The organism is Streptomyces sp. NPDC127098 (assembly GCF_042722465.1).
GTDB classification, from domain to species: Bacteria; Actinomycetota; Actinomycetes; order Streptomycetales; family Streptomycetaceae; genus Streptomyces; species Streptomyces millisiae.
On the sequence record NZ_JBHXFJ010000072.1, the window covers coordinates 23,975 to 38,242 of the forward strand.

The window sequence follows — 14,268 nt, forward strand, 5'->3', positions numbered from 1 at the left end:
CCCTCCGGTAAAAGGAGTCAGGAAAATGACCGCCACCTCCGAAACAACGCGCGGATCCGAAAGACTCACCCGCTTTCTCGACCGGGTCGAACGCGTCGGCAACCGGCTGCCGCACCCCTTCTTCCTGTTCTGGATGCTGTTCTGCGTCGTCGCCGTCGCCAGCGCGATCATGGCCGCCGCCGGCGTCTCGGCCCTCGACCCGGCGACCGGCGAGCCGTCACCGGTCAGGAACGCGCTGTCGGTCGACGCCATCCGCGAGCTGATGCTCGGGGCCGAGGAGTCGTTCCTGACCTTCGGCCCGCTGGGCACCATGCTGATCATCATGCTCGGCCTGGCGATCGCCGACCGCTCCGGCATGCTCGAGTCGCTGGCCCGGCACACCCTGGCCCGCGTGCACCCCCGCTACGCCGTGTTCACGGTCTGTCTCGCCGGCGCGCTGTCGAAGTTCCTCTCCTACAGCGCCTACGTCATCCTCATACCGCTGGCGGCACTGGTCTTCAAAGCGGTCGGACGGTCCCCCATGCTGGGCATGATCGTGGGCTTCCTGTCGATCAACGCCGCCGGTGACGCGAACCCGTTCATCGCCCCAAGCGACGTCGTCTTCGCCCGGATCGCCACCGAGGCCGCGCAGCTCGTCGACCCGGACACGGTCGTCCGGGCCACCGACAACACCTACTTCACCACCGTCTCCGCCCTCGTCCTCGCGGTCGTGCTCACCGCGGTCACCGAGAAGGTGCTGGCCAGGCGCGAGCACGAACTCACGCCGGACGACGGCGCCGCGGGACCGACCACCGGAACCGGGGCCGACGCCGTCGCCGCCGAGGTCGAACTCCGGGCGCTGCGCAGGACCGGCGTCGTCGCCGCGGGCTACCTCGGCCTGCTGGTCGTCGGGATGATCCCGGCCGGCTCCCCGCTGCGCGGCCCGAACGGTGCCGTCATCGACTCCACGCTCTTCAACGGCATCGCCCTGGTGCTGAGCCTGTTCTTCGTGGTCGTCGGGGCGACCTACGCGTACCTGACCGGCAGGCTCACCAGCTCGTCCGACCTGCCGCACTTCATGGCGGACGGCGTCAGGTCGATCGCACCGCTCCTCGTGCTCTTCTTCGCGGTCTCGCAGTTCCTGGCGCTGTTCGAGTGGACCTCCATCAGCACCGTCGTCGCCGTCCGCGGAGCTGAGGCCCTGGAGGGGCTCGACGCGCCGATCTTCGTCGTACTGATGCTGCTGGTCGGGGCCATCGCCATGCTGAACCTGCTCATCACCAGCGGCACCGCGCTGTGGGCGCTCCTCGCGCCCGTGCTCATCCCCATGACCATGCTCATCGGGGCCAATCCGGCGACCGTGATGGCCGTCTACCGGATCGCGGACTCGTGCACCAACTCCATCACGCCGATGAGCGCGACGTTCGTCCTCACCGTCGGCTACCTCCAGACCTACCAGAAGCGGGCGGGCATCGGCACCCTGGTGTCCTTCACGCTGCCGGCCGCGCTGGCCATGATGGCCGCCTGGACCGCGCTGTTCGGGATCTGGTACGCCCTGGGCCTGCCGCTGGGCCCCGGCTCGCCGATCCACTGATCAGGCGGAGAGCTCGGCCATCACCGCCGCGTGGTCCGAGGGCCAGACGTCGGAGTCGCCCCCGGGGACGGGCCCGGCGCCCGTGCGCCACACGGCGGTGACCGCGCCCTCGCCGCCGGGCCCCGTGGAGCCCCGGTGGATGTAGTCGGTGCGGCTCCCGAAGGACAGCGCCCCGTCGGCCGGGGGTGGCCCCGAGCGGAACGTGTCGGCCGGCCGGCCCGGATCCGCGAACCGCCAGACGTCGGTCATGACCTGCCCTGGCACGGCCGGCGCCGTCAGCGTCCCGCCGAACAACCGCAGCTCGTCGGCGCCCGGCTCGGCGTTGAAGTCCCCCGTGACCACCGGCGGGAACGGCGTCCCGGCCCGCCGCTCGGCGACGAACCGGGCGAGCTCCGTCACCTGCGCGACCCGCACCGCCGAGCCCGCCGGGTCCGAGTGCAGATGGGTGGTGAAGAACGGCACCCGCGCCCCCGGCGCGTCGACCAGCGCGAACAACGCCGTCCGCACCTCGTCGGGACCACCGGCCGTCGGTAGCCGCCGCACCTCGGAGTCCACGATCGGCCAGCGGCTGAGCACCGCGTTCCCGACCGCGTCGGCCGGCTCCCGGACCCGACCCCGCCAGTGCTCGAACACCGCGCCGGGGGCCCACATCCAGTGCATGCCGAGCTCCCCGGCCAGCCAGCCAGCCAGGTTCTCGTCCTCCGTCGCCCAGACCTCCTGGAACCCGCAGACATCGGGGCGCTCCCGCCGCAGCCAGTCCAGGATGACCGCCCGCCTCGCCCGCCAGTCGCCGAACCGCCACCACAGGTTCCACGTCATGATGCGCACGGGCCGATGCTACGGGCTGACGCGGGCCGGCAGGTCGGCCCGAGGACGCCGCAGCGAGTCGCGACGCGCCACGTGGGTAGGGGCGGGGAATCCGGTCTCGGAACCCGGGGAGGGTCCATGGACGGCAGCACCGTGTTCGTCGTGATCGCCGTGAGCGGGATCGTGCTCTTCAACGTCGCGTTCGTGCTGATCGTCTACGGCGCGCTGACGAAGGGACGGCGAAGCCGCCACGGAATCGGTGGTCGCGGCGGGATGGGTGGCGGCGGCGGATTCGGCGGCGGTGGCGGGGGTGGCGGACTCTGACGCCTCCGCGCGCAGCGGAGGGCCGGCGGCGGTTCGCGGTCGGTGAATCGGCTGGCGGCAGAACGCGGGCCGCCGGCCTCGCCGAACTCCCTACGGTGTCAAGCCTGGAGCCGAGGGAGGAACCATGGAGACGATCACTGGAACCGCGGCCGGGGTGCCGTTCACGGCGCTCCCACCGGCGGCCTTCGACGGTCCCGCGCCGTTGATCGTGACGTGGCACATGCTGGACGCGCCACGCACGGACGCGGCGTTCGCGGCCGCGCTGCCCATGGCCGGGGTGCCTGCCTGGCGGGTCCACCTGGGCATGCCGATGTGTGGCGCGCGGATGGTCGAGGGACGGGTCGACGCCGTCCTCGAACTCGCCCGCCAGGAACCGCTGACGGCCTTTCTGGCCCCGCTCGCCCGGCAGGCCGCCGACGAGTTCCCGGCCGCGCTCACCGCGCTGCGCGACCAGCTGCCGGTCGACGACGGGCCGATCAGCGTGCTCGGCGCCTCGCTCGGCGGGGCCGTGGCGCTGCGGGTGCTGGCCACGGGCCGGATCCCGATCCGGGCGGTCGCCCTGGTCAACCCGGCGGTGCGGATCCGGTCCGTCGTCGGGCTCGTCGAGGGCCTCACCGGACAGCCGTACCGGTGGACCGCGGAGTCCCACCAGGTCGCCGACGAACTGGACTTCGTCGCCCGCGTCGACGATCTCACGGCACGACCGCCGCTGCTGCTCGTCAGCGGCGAGCGGGATCACCAGGACCTGCGCACGGACGCGGCCGCCCTGGTCGACGCGCTGCGCGAGCGACACCCGCGGCCGGGCGAGGTCGAACTCGTCACCGTGCCTGACCTGGCGCACCCGCTGGCCGGGGAACCTGGCCTGGAGCCGGCCCCACAGCTGCCCACGGCCAGGGCGGTCGACGACGTCCTGACCCGCTGGTTCCGCCGACTGTTCGACAGGGGCGTGGGCTGAGACGCGCGCCGCGCGTGAGCCGGACGCGCCGCCGGGTCGCACTGAGCCCGGGGTGGGTTCAGGCCTGTGAGTGATTACAGCAGGCGCACGACTTACTACCGTGAGTCCCGCATGGTCCCCTTGCTGAAGGAGTTCCTCATGCGTCGGATCACCGCCCCCTTCGGTGCCGTCGTGGCCGCCGGAGTGCTGGCCCTCGGCCTCACCGCCCCCGCCCACGCCGCCAACGGCGACATCCGCGGCGACGGCTGGCACATCACCAACCCCAGCGGCTGCTACAACGTGCCGGGACACCCGTCCGAGGTGCGCAACAACACCGACGAGAACGTCCTCGTCTACGAACACGCGGACTGCGTGGGCCGCGTCCTCGAGGTCATCGCGCCCGGCGGCGTCTCCGCCCCGGGGGTCGCCGCCACGCACGGCAGGTCCCTCTATGTGAGCTGACCGGCTCGCGGCGCGCTCGCCGGGCGGCCGGTGTTACGGTCCGGACCATGACGATTCGGGCCGTGGTGTGGGACATCGACGACACGCTCTGGGACTACACCGGCTCCGACCGCGCCGGCGCGCTGCGCCACCTGGCCGCCGAGGGCCTGCTCGACCGGTTCGCCGACCCCGAGGCGGCGCTGCTGCGCTGGCGCTCGGTGATGGAGGAGCACTACGCCCGCTTCGAGGCCGGCGAGCTGACCTTCGAGGAACAGCGCCGCGAGCGGGCCCGCGCGTTCCTCGGCCAGCCGCTCACCGACGCCGAGGCCGACGCCTGGTTCGACCGCTACCTGGCCCACCGGGCCGGCCACCACGTGCCGTTCCCCGACGTGCTGCCGGCCCTCGACGCGCTCACCCCCGGCTACCGGCACGGCCTGCTCTCCAACTCCGCCCTGTCGGGCCAGGAGGCGAAGCTGCTCGCGCTCGGCATCAGGGACCGCTTCGAGGTCCTGGTCTGCTCCGACGAACTCGGCCACGCCAAGCCGGCGCCCGAGGCGTTCTGGGCGGTCTGCACGGCGCTGGGGCTGCCGCCGGAGGCCGTCGCCTACGTCGGCGACCGCCCCGACATCGACGCCGCCGGCGCGACCGCCGCCGGCCTGCACGGCATCTGGCTCGACCGCACGGGACACCGCGAGCTGGCCGACGGCCCTCTACCACCCCACCGAATCACCGGCCTTGCCGCGCTCCCCACACTCCTCACCGAACTGGGCCGGCGCCGCCTCTGACGTTCCGCCACGTCCTGGGCGTACGCCACGACCGAGGCGGACCACCGGCGCGGGCCGCGCGCAGCGCGTGAAAGGGCGGGCGGTGGGGAAACCCGGCGCGGAGCGCCCGGGTGCCTGGCGGCGCAGCCGCCACGCCCCGGCGCCGGCACCCGCGCGGAGCGCGGCGGCGCTTCGCGCGGCCCGGTTCAGCGCCCGACGGGGTACGCGTCGAGGATCGTCTGTTCGATGGCGCGGCCGTCGCGCGCCTCACCGGTGACGCGGATGGAGAGGTGGTCGCCGGGTCGCGGCAGCAGCGGCGCGGCCACCAGGGACGTGCCGTCCCGCTTCGGCAGGACGAGCGCCCGCGTCCACCGTTCGCCGCCGTCCCTGGAGAGCCAGACCCGCAGCGTGCCGGCCACCGTCGGCAGTTCGCCGCCGATGTGGTCGGTGCTCGCGAGCCGCAGCCGCAGCGTCGGCGGCCGCCAGGCGGGGAACGCGCCTTCGGCCGGGCGGTAGTCGACGACCAGCGGCCGCGGCGCGTCCCCGGGTTCGGACGTGAACGTCCAGGCCGTGTCGATGGCCCGCCCGATCGGCAGCCGCTCCTGGTCGGGCCGCACCGAGGACTCGAGTCGGTACGTGCCGCGCCCGGGTGGCGTCGGGAACACCCCGTCGTACAGCGGCGCCAGCTCCTCCCCGTCGCGGAACAGCCGCATCGGCCGCCAGCCGGCCGCGTCCCGGTCCCGCAGGTGGCCCATGTGCTGGCCGTCGCTCAGCCCGACGCCCACCGCCAGGCGGTCGTCCTCGTGCTGGAGTCCGGTCGCCGACACCGTGGCGCCCCTGAACCACACCGGCGCGTCGCTGCCGCCCGGCTCGTACGTGGTGGGCGGCGCGCAGAACTGCGCCAGGTCGGGGTCGGGCCCGTTGACGCACTGCACCCAGGCCAGGTCGGGGCGCGCGTTGACCATCTCGATCCGCCGCCCGGGCAGCGGCAGCGGATGCGCGACGGCCAGGTCCGTCGCGCCGAGGCCGAGCCGGGCCAGTCGGAACTCGGTGACGTCCGAGACGTCCTCGCCCAGTGCCCGGTAGTCGGCGTCGACGCGCACCAGCTCCCTGGCCTCGGCCCGGGAGACGCCGTACACCGGCGGGTCGGGGATGGTGGGCCCGCCGAGCGCCAGGTCGTAGAGGTCGGCCCGCCCGGGCGCGGGCCGGCCGGTCGCGGCCAGCCGCCACCTGGTCTCGGCGGCCGCCTCGCCGTGCGTCACCGGCGCGGTCGGCTGGAGGAACACCCGCCCGCGCTCGACGTCCTCCGGCGGCGCGTACAGCTGGGCGCCGACCGTGCCGAGCCCGGCCGCGTCCCGCCGCTCGTAGGCGAGGTACGCCTCGGTGACCAGGGTGTCGACGCCCGCCACCTCGGCCGGCGCCAGCGGCTCGGCCCGGCGCGCGTCGATCACCACCGACGCGTCCTCCCAGAGCGCCACCTCGGGATCGCCGGCGATGGACCAGCTCGCCGGCTCCGCGCCGCGCGCCGGCGTCTCGACGGTGACCATCGTGGTGTACGGGCCGGGGGCCATCCGGGCGTGCGCCCGGCCGTTCTCGTCCAGCGGCAGCACGGCGAACGTGCCGCCCGTGGGCAGCCACGCCGACTCCATGTTGCCGACCAGCACGCTGCCGCCGGCGAACGGTTCGCCCCTGCGGTCGAGCACCGTCACGTCGAGGTCGCGGCGCGGCGGCTCGGCGTACAGGCTCACCGGCAGCACCAGCGGCTCGCCGCCGGCGCCCGCCCGCGTGACGGTCACGGCCCCGGTGTGGACGCCGAAGAGCCCGGCCGGCAGGTCGAGCGTGACGGTGACCTCGGCGGCGGCGCCGGGGGCGACGGTCAGTTCGGCGGGGGAGACCCGCACCAGGTCGGCGGGCGCGTCCTCGGTGGTCGCGACGTTCTGCTGCCAGTCGTCCAGCGTCAACCGCTCCGGCGTGGTCCCGGTGTTGGTGAGCGTCAGCGTCAGGCTGAGCCCGTCCCCGGCGGTGCCGTCCCGCAGGTAGCCGAAGTCGAGGTTGGACCGGTCGGCCACCAGCGTCTCGTTCGTCGCCTGCGGCAGGTCGAGCAGCCCGCCGCCCTCCGCGTGCGACCACACCTGTTCGACGTCGTAGGGGTCGGCGGTGGTGGTCAGCGTGGCCTTGACCTGCCGCCAGTCCCAGTCGGGGTGCCGCTGCCAGAGCAGCGCCGCCGCCCCCGCCACGTGTGGCGTCGCCTGCGAGGTGCCCGTCATCGTCGTGTAGGGGGCCGTGTCACCGCCGCCGGCCCGCGCGCCGACGATGTCGACGCCGGGCGCCAGCAGGTCGGGCTTGGCCCGGTAGGTGCCGGCGGTCGGCCCGCGCGACGAGCCGCGGTACGTGCCGCCGTCGGCCCGGGCGGAGCCCACGGTCAGCGCGTTCTCCGCCACTCCAGGGGAGCCGACCGAGCCGATGGTGGGTCCGACGTTGCCGGCCGCCACGACGAACAGCGTGCCGTGCTCGGCGCTCAGCGCGTCCACCGCGAGCGAGACCGGGTCGTCGCCCGAGGCGCGGCCGCCCAGGCTCAGGTTGACGATGTCCGCGCCGCGTTCGACCGCCCACTCCATGCCGGCGATCGCCCAGGACGCGTAGCCGGTGCCGGCGGCGTCGAGCACCTTCCCGGACAGCAGCCGGGCCCCGGGCGCCACCCCGTGTCGGGCGCCCGCTGCGGCGGCGCCGGTGCCGGCGAGCACGGAGGCGACGTGGGTGCCGTGGCCGTTCTCGTCGGCGGGCGAGCCGTCGGCCGTGAAGTCGGCCTCGGCGACGACCTGTCCGGCGAGGTCGGGGTGGGCGCGGTCGACGCCGGTGTCGAGCACCGCCACGTCCACGCCGGAGCCGTCGAGGCCCGTGTCCCACACCTCGGGCGCGCCGATCTGCCGCAGGTTCTGGTCGAGTTCGGCCGCGGTGAGGCGCTGGTCGAGCCACACCCGCGGGCCTTCACCGGCGGCGAGCGACGACCGGGCGGTGAGCAGCGAGTCGACGAAGTCGGGGGCCTCGTGCGCGTCGAGGGCGAGCGCGTCGGCGTCGATGCTGGGCAGCGGAAGCGGGTCGGGGTCGTCGGCGAATGCGTCCGGCGTCCCGGCGCCGCGCACGATGAGCGGCACGGTGTCGGCGGCGGCCGCGCCGTCCTCGGCGGCGCGGCGGGTGACGTTGAAGAGCTCCAGGTCGAGCACGTCGGGCACGAGGGGGGCGACGGAGCTCGGCAGCACGTAGACGTCGCCGTTCTGCCGCAGCGTCTGGAACGCGAAGGCGGCCGAGGGGTCGGCCGGGGTCACCGTCACGGAGGGTGCGCCGTCGACGTCCGGTCCGAGCGTCACCCGGTCCCCGGTGACCAGCAGCACGGTGCCGGTGCCCGTGCCGGTTCCGGCGGTCGGGGGCGGGGGCCCGGGGACGGCCGGCGCGGGCGGGGCGGCGAGCACGCCGAGCACGGCGACGAGGCCGCTGATCAGCGCGGCTCTTCGGAAGGTGGACTGCCGAGGATGGGACATGACCGAGTCCTATCCCACGGCGGGGTGTGACGAAATAAGCCTCGGGTTCGTCTTGTCGCCACGTCTGCTTTCCGACAGCATCGCGGAATGCTGCAACCCCTCGGCGTCACCGACTTCGCCGAAACCGCCTACCGAGCGTTGCTGGCAGCCCCCGGGCTCACCGTCCCCGAACTCGCCGGGCGGCTCGGGCGATCCTCCGGGGCGACCCGGCGGGCCGCCGGCGAACTCGAGGAGCTGGGGCTGGTGAGCCGCCTGCCGGGCCGGCCGGTGCGACTGCTGGCGACCCACCCGGACTCGGCGATCGACCTGCTGGTGGCGCGGCGCCGCGAGGAGTTGGAGAAGATCCGGGTGACGGCGCGCGCGCTGGCGGCCGAGGTCCATGTCGAACGCCAGCCGAGCGAGTTGCTGGAGATCGTGGTCGGACAGGCCGCGATCGCCGCCCGCTTCACCCAGTTCACCCGCAACTGCCGTGCGGAACTGCTGGTGTTCGACCGCCCGCCCTATGCCAGCCCCACGGAGGAGGACGGCCAGGGCGCGGTCAACGGGCTGCTGCGGGAGGGCGTTCGGGTGCGGGGCATCTACGCGCCGGAGTCGCTGAGCCAGCCGGGCGGCCTGGACGCGGCGGTGCTGGCGGCCAAGCGGGGCGAGCTGTCACGGGTGCATCCCCGGGTCCCGATGAAGCTGGCGATCGCGGACCGGCAGGTCGCGCTCCTGCCGCTGGTGCTCGACGACATGGTGACCAGCGCGGTGATCGTTCGCCCGAGCGCACTGCTCGACGCGCTGGTCGCCCTCTTCGAACTCCTCTGGGAGCAGGCCGCGCCCCTGCTGGTCGCGGACGAGGAGATGGCACGGGACAAGGACCTGCTGACGCTGTTGGTCGCCGGTCTCAAGGACGAGACGATCGCCCGCCAACTCGGCGTCAGCACGCGGACGGTCAGCCGGCACGTCGCCGACCTGATGGACCGGCTCGGCGCGCGCACCCGCTTCCAGGCCGGCGTGCTCGCCGAACGGAACGGCCTGTTGGCCGACGACTGACCCGCCGGCGGGCAGTGGCGTCAGGGAGAGCGCGGGCGGGTGGGTGAGACCCGTGCCTCCCACCCACCCGGAACTCCACCGGGTCAGCGCGTGCTGACCCGCACCGTGGCCTTCGTCGTCACCGTCGGGGCGCCCGTCGCGGGGACCGCGATCTCCAGGGGGGAGCCCGCCACGGCCAGGCCTGAGACGCTCAGCGGGCGCAGCTCGTCCGGGAGGCCGGGGGCCACCGTGAGCGTGCCGCCCGGCACGTCCGCCACCAGGCCCAGGAGCGAGGTCAGCACCTGGACGGAGGCCGCCGCGGCCCACGCCTGGGGCCGGCAGGACGCCGGGTAGGGCACCGGGCGGGCGCCCTCGTCCGCGCCGTAGCCGGCGAGGAGTTCGGGCAGCCGGGCCTCGAAGCCGTCGGCGGCCCGCAGCAGGCCGCCGGCCAACTGGCCGGCCGCCTCGGGGAACCCGGCCCTGGCCAGGCCGGAGACGGCGATGGCCGTGTCGTGCGGCCAGACCGCGCCGACGTGGTAGCCGAGCGGGTTGTAGCCGGCGCCGGCGCTGCTGTATGTGCGCAGGCCGAAGCCGGAGTCCAGGTGCGGGCCCGCCAGCCGGGCGGCGAGCAGCGCGCTCTCCTCGTGGTCGAGCAGCCCGGTGCCCAGCAGGTGACCGAAGCCCGAGGTGACCGAGTCCACCGGCCGCTTGTCGCGGTCGAGTGCGACCGCCGGGTAGGGGCCGAGCTCGTCCTGCACCCAGAACCGCTGCCGGAAGCGGGACCTGAGCCGCTCGGCCCACTCCTCCCACTCGTCCGCGCCCGGTCGGTCGAAGGCGCGCAGCAGGGCCGCGCCGGCCAGCGCCGCCTCGTACGCGTAGGCCTGCACCTCGCACAGCGCGATCGGCGCGGTGGCGAGGGAGCCGTCGCGGTAGCGGATGGAGTCGCCGGAGTCCTTCCAGCCCTGGTTCGCCAGGCCACGTCCTGTGGTGTCGATGTACTCCAGGAAGCCGTCGCCGTCGGCGTCCCCGTGGTCCCGCATCCAGCCGAGCGCCGCCTCGGCGTGCGGCAGCAGGGCGGCGACCTCGGCCGGGTCGAGGCCCCAGCGCCAGGCGTCGTGCAGCAGCGTCACCCAGAGCGGGGTGGCGTCCACCGTGCCGAAGTAGCGCGGCGGCAACGAGATGCCGTGGTCGGGGAGTTCGAGCGTGGCGCGGCGCACCTCGTGGAGGATCTTGCCCGGCTGTTCCTGGCTGTTCTCGTCCACCACGGTGCCCTGCCTGCGGGCCAGCACCCGCAGCGTGCCGGCGGCGAGCGAGGTGGACAGCGGCAGCAGCATCCGCGCCGCCCACAGCGAGTCGCGGCCGAAGAGGGTGGCGAACCAGGGTGCGCCGGCCGCCAGGAACAGGTCGGACGGCTGCTCGGGGTCGGCGAGCAGCAGCCGCTCCAGGTCGAGGTGGGACTGGGTGAGCCAGCGGTCGAAGCGGCGGTCGGCGCTGCGCAGTCGCGGCTCGCGCCACGGCGTGGATCCCGGCTCGGCGGCGGGGAAGGTCGGCGGGCCGCCGTCGGCCACCGTCACCACCAGCTCGGCCGACCAACTCCCGCCCGGGGCCAGGGAGATGTCGTAGCGCAGCAGCCCGCCGTCCGGGCCCGCCGTGAGCTCGTCGGGCGCGGGTGACGAGGACAGCCGCACGGTCGTGCCGGCCTCGTCGGGATCGGTCCACACGAGGCCGGCGTCCCCGAGGGGGTCCGCGGCCACCTCGGCCGTCGGCGTCCCCGACTTGACCCGCTCCATCGCCGCGAGATCGCTGCCGGCGTCCACCGTGAGGGATATCCGCGCCGGCAGGCCGCCCGCGTTCACCACCTCCAGGGCCTCCGTCAGCACCCCGGGGCCGATCGCCCGCCGCCTGGTCAACGTCACCGCCGGGTCGGCCGTGGCCTCGGCGACCCCGCGCAGCACCGACCTGAACAGCGCGCCGTCCGCGCCCTCGAGGCCGCCCCCGGCCGCCACCACGGGCACCCCGTCCACGGCCACCCGCAGCCGCGACAGCACCCGCACGTCGGCGTGGTAGAAGCCGTCGACGCCCCGCTCGAACTGCCCGTCGGGACGGGAGACGGCGAAGCTCGGGGCGTACAGCGTCACGCACGCGTCGTGCAGGAACGGTTGCAGCCCGGCCTCGGTTTCGACCGGGGACTTGACACTCATGAACGTTGATACCAATCTTCTCAGCCATTGGAGCGTTCAAATGAATGTAGACGCAGTTCAGCGGCTCGGCAATGCCCCTGGAGCGCTCCAAGAAACACAAGAGCAACATCAACGGGCCGACGACAGACCGCGACAGACCACGGGAGACGACGAGCGATGACGCCACCGGCCGGCCGGCAGGCAGGACGACAGGGAGGGGTGACCCTCGCCATGGTCGCGCGCCGCGCCGGCGTCTCGCCCCAGACCGTCTCCAACGCCATCAACGCGCCGGAGCTGCTGCGTCCCGACACCCTGGAGCGGGTCCAACAGGCCATCGAGGCGATGGGCTACCGCCCGCACCGCGCGGCTCAGACGCTGCGCACCCGCTCCAGCCGGCTGATCGGCTACGGCATCCAGTCGGTCGACGTCGACCGCTCGACGCCGGTGATGGACCGCTTCCTGCACGCCCTCACCCAGACCGCGGAGGAGGCCGGGCACCGCATCCTGCTGTTCGCCTCGCCCCTCGGTCCCGCGCCGCTCACGGCCTACCAGGAACTGCTCGACACCTACAGCGTCGACGGCTTCGTGCTGAGCGACACCCACCGCGGCGACCCCCGTCAGGCGTGGCTGGAAAAGCACGGTGTGCCGTTCGCCGCCTTCGGGCGCATGTGGACGGGGCGCCAGATAGGCGACTTCGTGGACATCGACGGCGCCGCCGGCATCGAGGCGGCCGTCGACCACCTCGTGGAGCTCGGCCACACCAGGATCGGCTTCCTCGGCTGGCCGCGGGGTTCGGGCGCCGGCGACGACCGGGCGCTCGGCTGGAAGCGCGCCGTCCAGCGCCACGGCCTGCCGAGCCGCGGCCGGCGGGCGGAGAGCACCGACGAGGTCGCGCACGCCGCGGCGGCGGTCGAGCCGCTGCTCGACGCCGGGATGACCGCGATCATCGCCGCGAGCGACACCCTCGCCATGGGCTGCTACCGCGCCCTGCGCGACCGGGACCTCAGCCCAGGACAGGACGTGTCCGTCGTCGGCTTCGACGACTCGCCGGCCGCCGCGCTGGTCTCGCCCGGCCTGACCAGCATCGACCAGCCCATGACGACCGTGGGCCGGGAGTGCGTCCGGCTGCTGCTGGCCCGGGTCGCCGACCCGGGGCGCGAGCCGGAACACGTCGTGCTCGCCCCCACCCTCGTGGTCCGTGAGAGCACGGTCACGCCCCCCTCAGACCGACTGACCCCGTAAACCCGAGCCGCACCATCACCCAGAGGAACGCGATGAAGCACCACTCGACCGCCCGCAGAACCAGCCGCCAGATAGCCCTCGTCGGCGCCGCGACGCTGCTCGCCGCCGCCTGTTCGTCCAGCTTCGACGACGGCGAGACCGAGCAGGAGGAGAGCAGCGGCCCGCAGGAGCTGAGCGTGCTCATCGCCTCCTCGGGCGACGCCGAGACCGCCGCCGTCCGCGCCGCGGTCGAGGCGTACGAGGAGGAGTCCGGGAACACCGTCAACCTGGACGTCGCGCAGGACATGAACCAGCAGCTCAGCCAGGCCTTCGCGGGCGGCAACCCGCCCGACGTCTTCTACGTCGACTCCAGCCAGTTCGCCAACTACGCGCAGGGCGGCTCGCTCTACCCCTACGGCGCCGAGATCGAGGACGTCGACGACTTCTCGCCCGCGCTGCTCCAGTCCTTCACCCGGGACGGCGAACTGGTCTGCCTCCCCAAGGACACCTCGGCGCTGGCGCTCGCGATCAACGACACGCTCTGGGAGCAGGCCGGCCTCACCGAGGACGACTACCCGGGCACCTGGGAGGAGTTGGCCGCGGTCGCCGAGCGGCTGACCGGTGACGGCGTCACGGGCCTGGTCACCAGCAGCGAGTACCAGCGGCTCGGCGCCTTCATGACCGAGGCCGGCGGCTGGATCACCAACGCCGACCAGACCGAGGTCACCGCCGACTCGCCGGAGAACGTCGAGGCGCTGGAGTTCGTCCAGACCATGCTCAACGACGGCGTGATGGCGTTCGCCACCGACGTGGACGCCGGCTGGGGCGGCGAGGCCTTCGGCAAGGGCCAGGCGGCCATGACGATCGAGGGCGGCTGGCTGGCCGGCGCGATGGAGGCCGACTACCCGGACGTCGGCTACACCGTGGTGCCGATGCCGGAGGGCCCGGCGGGCCAGGGCACCCTCGCCTACACCAACTGCTGGGGCGTGGCCCAGGACAGCGCGCACCGCGCCGCCGCCGTCGACCTGGTCCGCTTCCTGACCCAGGGCGACCAGCAGATCGCGATGGGCGAGGCGTTCGGCGCCATCCCGTCCCGGCAGAGCGCCGCCGAGGAGTACCTGGCCGCGCACCCGGAGGAGGCCGCCTGGGGCGCCACCGGTGACTGGGTGCAGGGCCCCGTGACCGTGGCCGGCTTCGACCGCGTCCTCGGCCAGTTCAACACCGACCTGCAGTCGCTGCGCACCGCCGACGTCTCCGAGATCCTCGCGAACCTCCAGACCTACGGCGAGGCGGCGCTCGAGGACAACCAGTGACGCACGCTGTCGCTCCGACCGCACGACCCGTCAGGGCCGCGGGTGGGCCGGCCCGCCGGACCGGCGGTGACTGGCTCGCCTGCCGGCCGCCGGCCGCCGGCGCCGGCCGGCGGCCCCACCGGACCGGTGCCGAACGGCTGCCCCGACCGGCTGGCACC

11 protein-coding genes are annotated in these 14,268 nt (G+C 74.2%); 8 read left to right on the forward strand and 3 right to left on the reverse strand.

Annotated elements, in window-relative coordinates:
• The first annotated feature begins 25 nt into the window (after positions 1–25).
• Positions 26–1,573, forward strand: coding sequence for an AbgT family transporter (locus ACFWI8_RS31165; RefSeq protein ID WP_387098419.1), 1,548 nt, complete (start codon positions 26–28; stop codon positions 1,571–1,573).
• Here ACFWI8_RS31165 and ACFWI8_RS31170 read toward each other — a convergent pair whose 3' ends face one another.
• Positions 1,574–2,392, reverse strand: a complete 819-nt coding sequence (locus ACFWI8_RS31170; RefSeq protein WP_387098439.1) for an endonuclease/exonuclease/phosphatase family protein — start codon at positions 2,390–2,392, stop codon at positions 1,574–1,576. It abuts the gene before it with no gap.
• Positions 2,393–2,518: 126 nt separating this feature from the next.
• On the opposite strand from ACFWI8_RS31170, the gene ACFWI8_RS31175 reads away from it, so the two are divergent.
• The 4 genes from ACFWI8_RS31175 (at position 2,519) to ACFWI8_RS31190 (ending at position 4,864) form a co-directional block, all read left to right on the forward strand.
• Complete coding sequence (locus ACFWI8_RS31175; RefSeq protein ID WP_387098421.1) at positions 2,519–2,704, forward strand: hypothetical protein; 186 nt, start codon at positions 2,519–2,521, stop codon at positions 2,702–2,704.
• 124 nt (positions 2,705–2,828) lie between these two features.
• A complete protein-coding gene (locus ACFWI8_RS31180) occupies positions 2,829–3,659 on the forward strand; it encodes an alpha/beta hydrolase family protein (RefSeq protein WP_387098423.1) in 831 nt (276 codons plus the stop codon).
• Positions 3,660–3,797: 138 nt separating this feature from the next.
• The gene (locus ACFWI8_RS31185) at positions 3,798–4,100 is read left to right on the forward strand and encodes a hypothetical protein (protein WP_387098425.1); all 303 of its coding nucleotides are present in this window, start codon (positions 3,798–3,800) and stop codon (positions 4,098–4,100) included.
• A gap of 47 nt (positions 4,101–4,147) precedes the next feature.
• Positions 4,148–4,864, forward strand: a complete 717-nt coding sequence (locus tag ACFWI8_RS31190) for an HAD family hydrolase (protein ID WP_387098427.1) — start codon at positions 4,148–4,150, stop codon at positions 4,862–4,864.
• Positions 4,865–5,049: 185 nt separating this feature from the next.
• Here the strand turns inward: ACFWI8_RS31190 and ACFWI8_RS31195 are convergent, their stop codons facing one another.
• Positions 5,050–8,382 carry a S8 family serine peptidase gene (locus ACFWI8_RS31195; protein WP_387098429.1) on the reverse strand — a complete coding sequence of 1,111 codons (3,333 nt, stop codon included), beginning with the start codon at positions 8,380–8,382 and terminating at the stop codon, positions 5,050–5,052.
• 87 nt (positions 8,383–8,469) lie between these two features.
• Between ACFWI8_RS31195 and ACFWI8_RS31200 the strand changes: the two genes are divergently transcribed.
• On the forward strand, positions 8,470–9,417 hold the full coding sequence (locus tag ACFWI8_RS31200) for a LuxR C-terminal-related transcriptional regulator (protein ID WP_387098431.1): 948 nt from the start codon (positions 8,470–8,472) through the stop codon (positions 9,415–9,417).
• Between the two features lie 83 nt (positions 9,418–9,500).
• On the opposite strand, the gene ACFWI8_RS31205 is transcribed toward ACFWI8_RS31200, so the two are convergent.
• Positions 9,501–11,597: a glycogen debranching N-terminal domain-containing protein gene (locus tag ACFWI8_RS31205; RefSeq protein ID WP_387098433.1), complete on the reverse strand. Its 2,097-nt coding sequence runs from the start codon at positions 11,595–11,597 to the stop codon at positions 9,501–9,503.
• Positions 11,598–11,795: 198 nt separating this feature from the next.
• Here ACFWI8_RS31205 and ACFWI8_RS31210 point away from each other — a divergent pair, with 198 nt between their 5' ends.
• Together ACFWI8_RS31210 and ACFWI8_RS31215 are read left to right on the forward strand one after the other, a co-directional pair.
• Positions 11,796–12,818 carry a LacI family DNA-binding transcriptional regulator gene (locus tag ACFWI8_RS31210; RefSeq protein ID WP_387098435.1) on the forward strand — a complete coding sequence of 341 codons (1,023 nt, stop codon included), beginning with the start codon at positions 11,796–11,798 and terminating at the stop codon, positions 12,816–12,818.
• A 32-nt stretch (positions 12,819–12,850) separates the two neighbouring features.
• Positions 12,851–14,110: an extracellular solute-binding protein gene (locus ACFWI8_RS31215; RefSeq protein ID WP_387098437.1), complete on the forward strand. Its 1,260-nt coding sequence runs from the start codon at positions 12,851–12,853 to the stop codon at positions 14,108–14,110.
• The last annotated feature ends 158 nt before the right edge of the window (positions 14,111–14,268 follow it).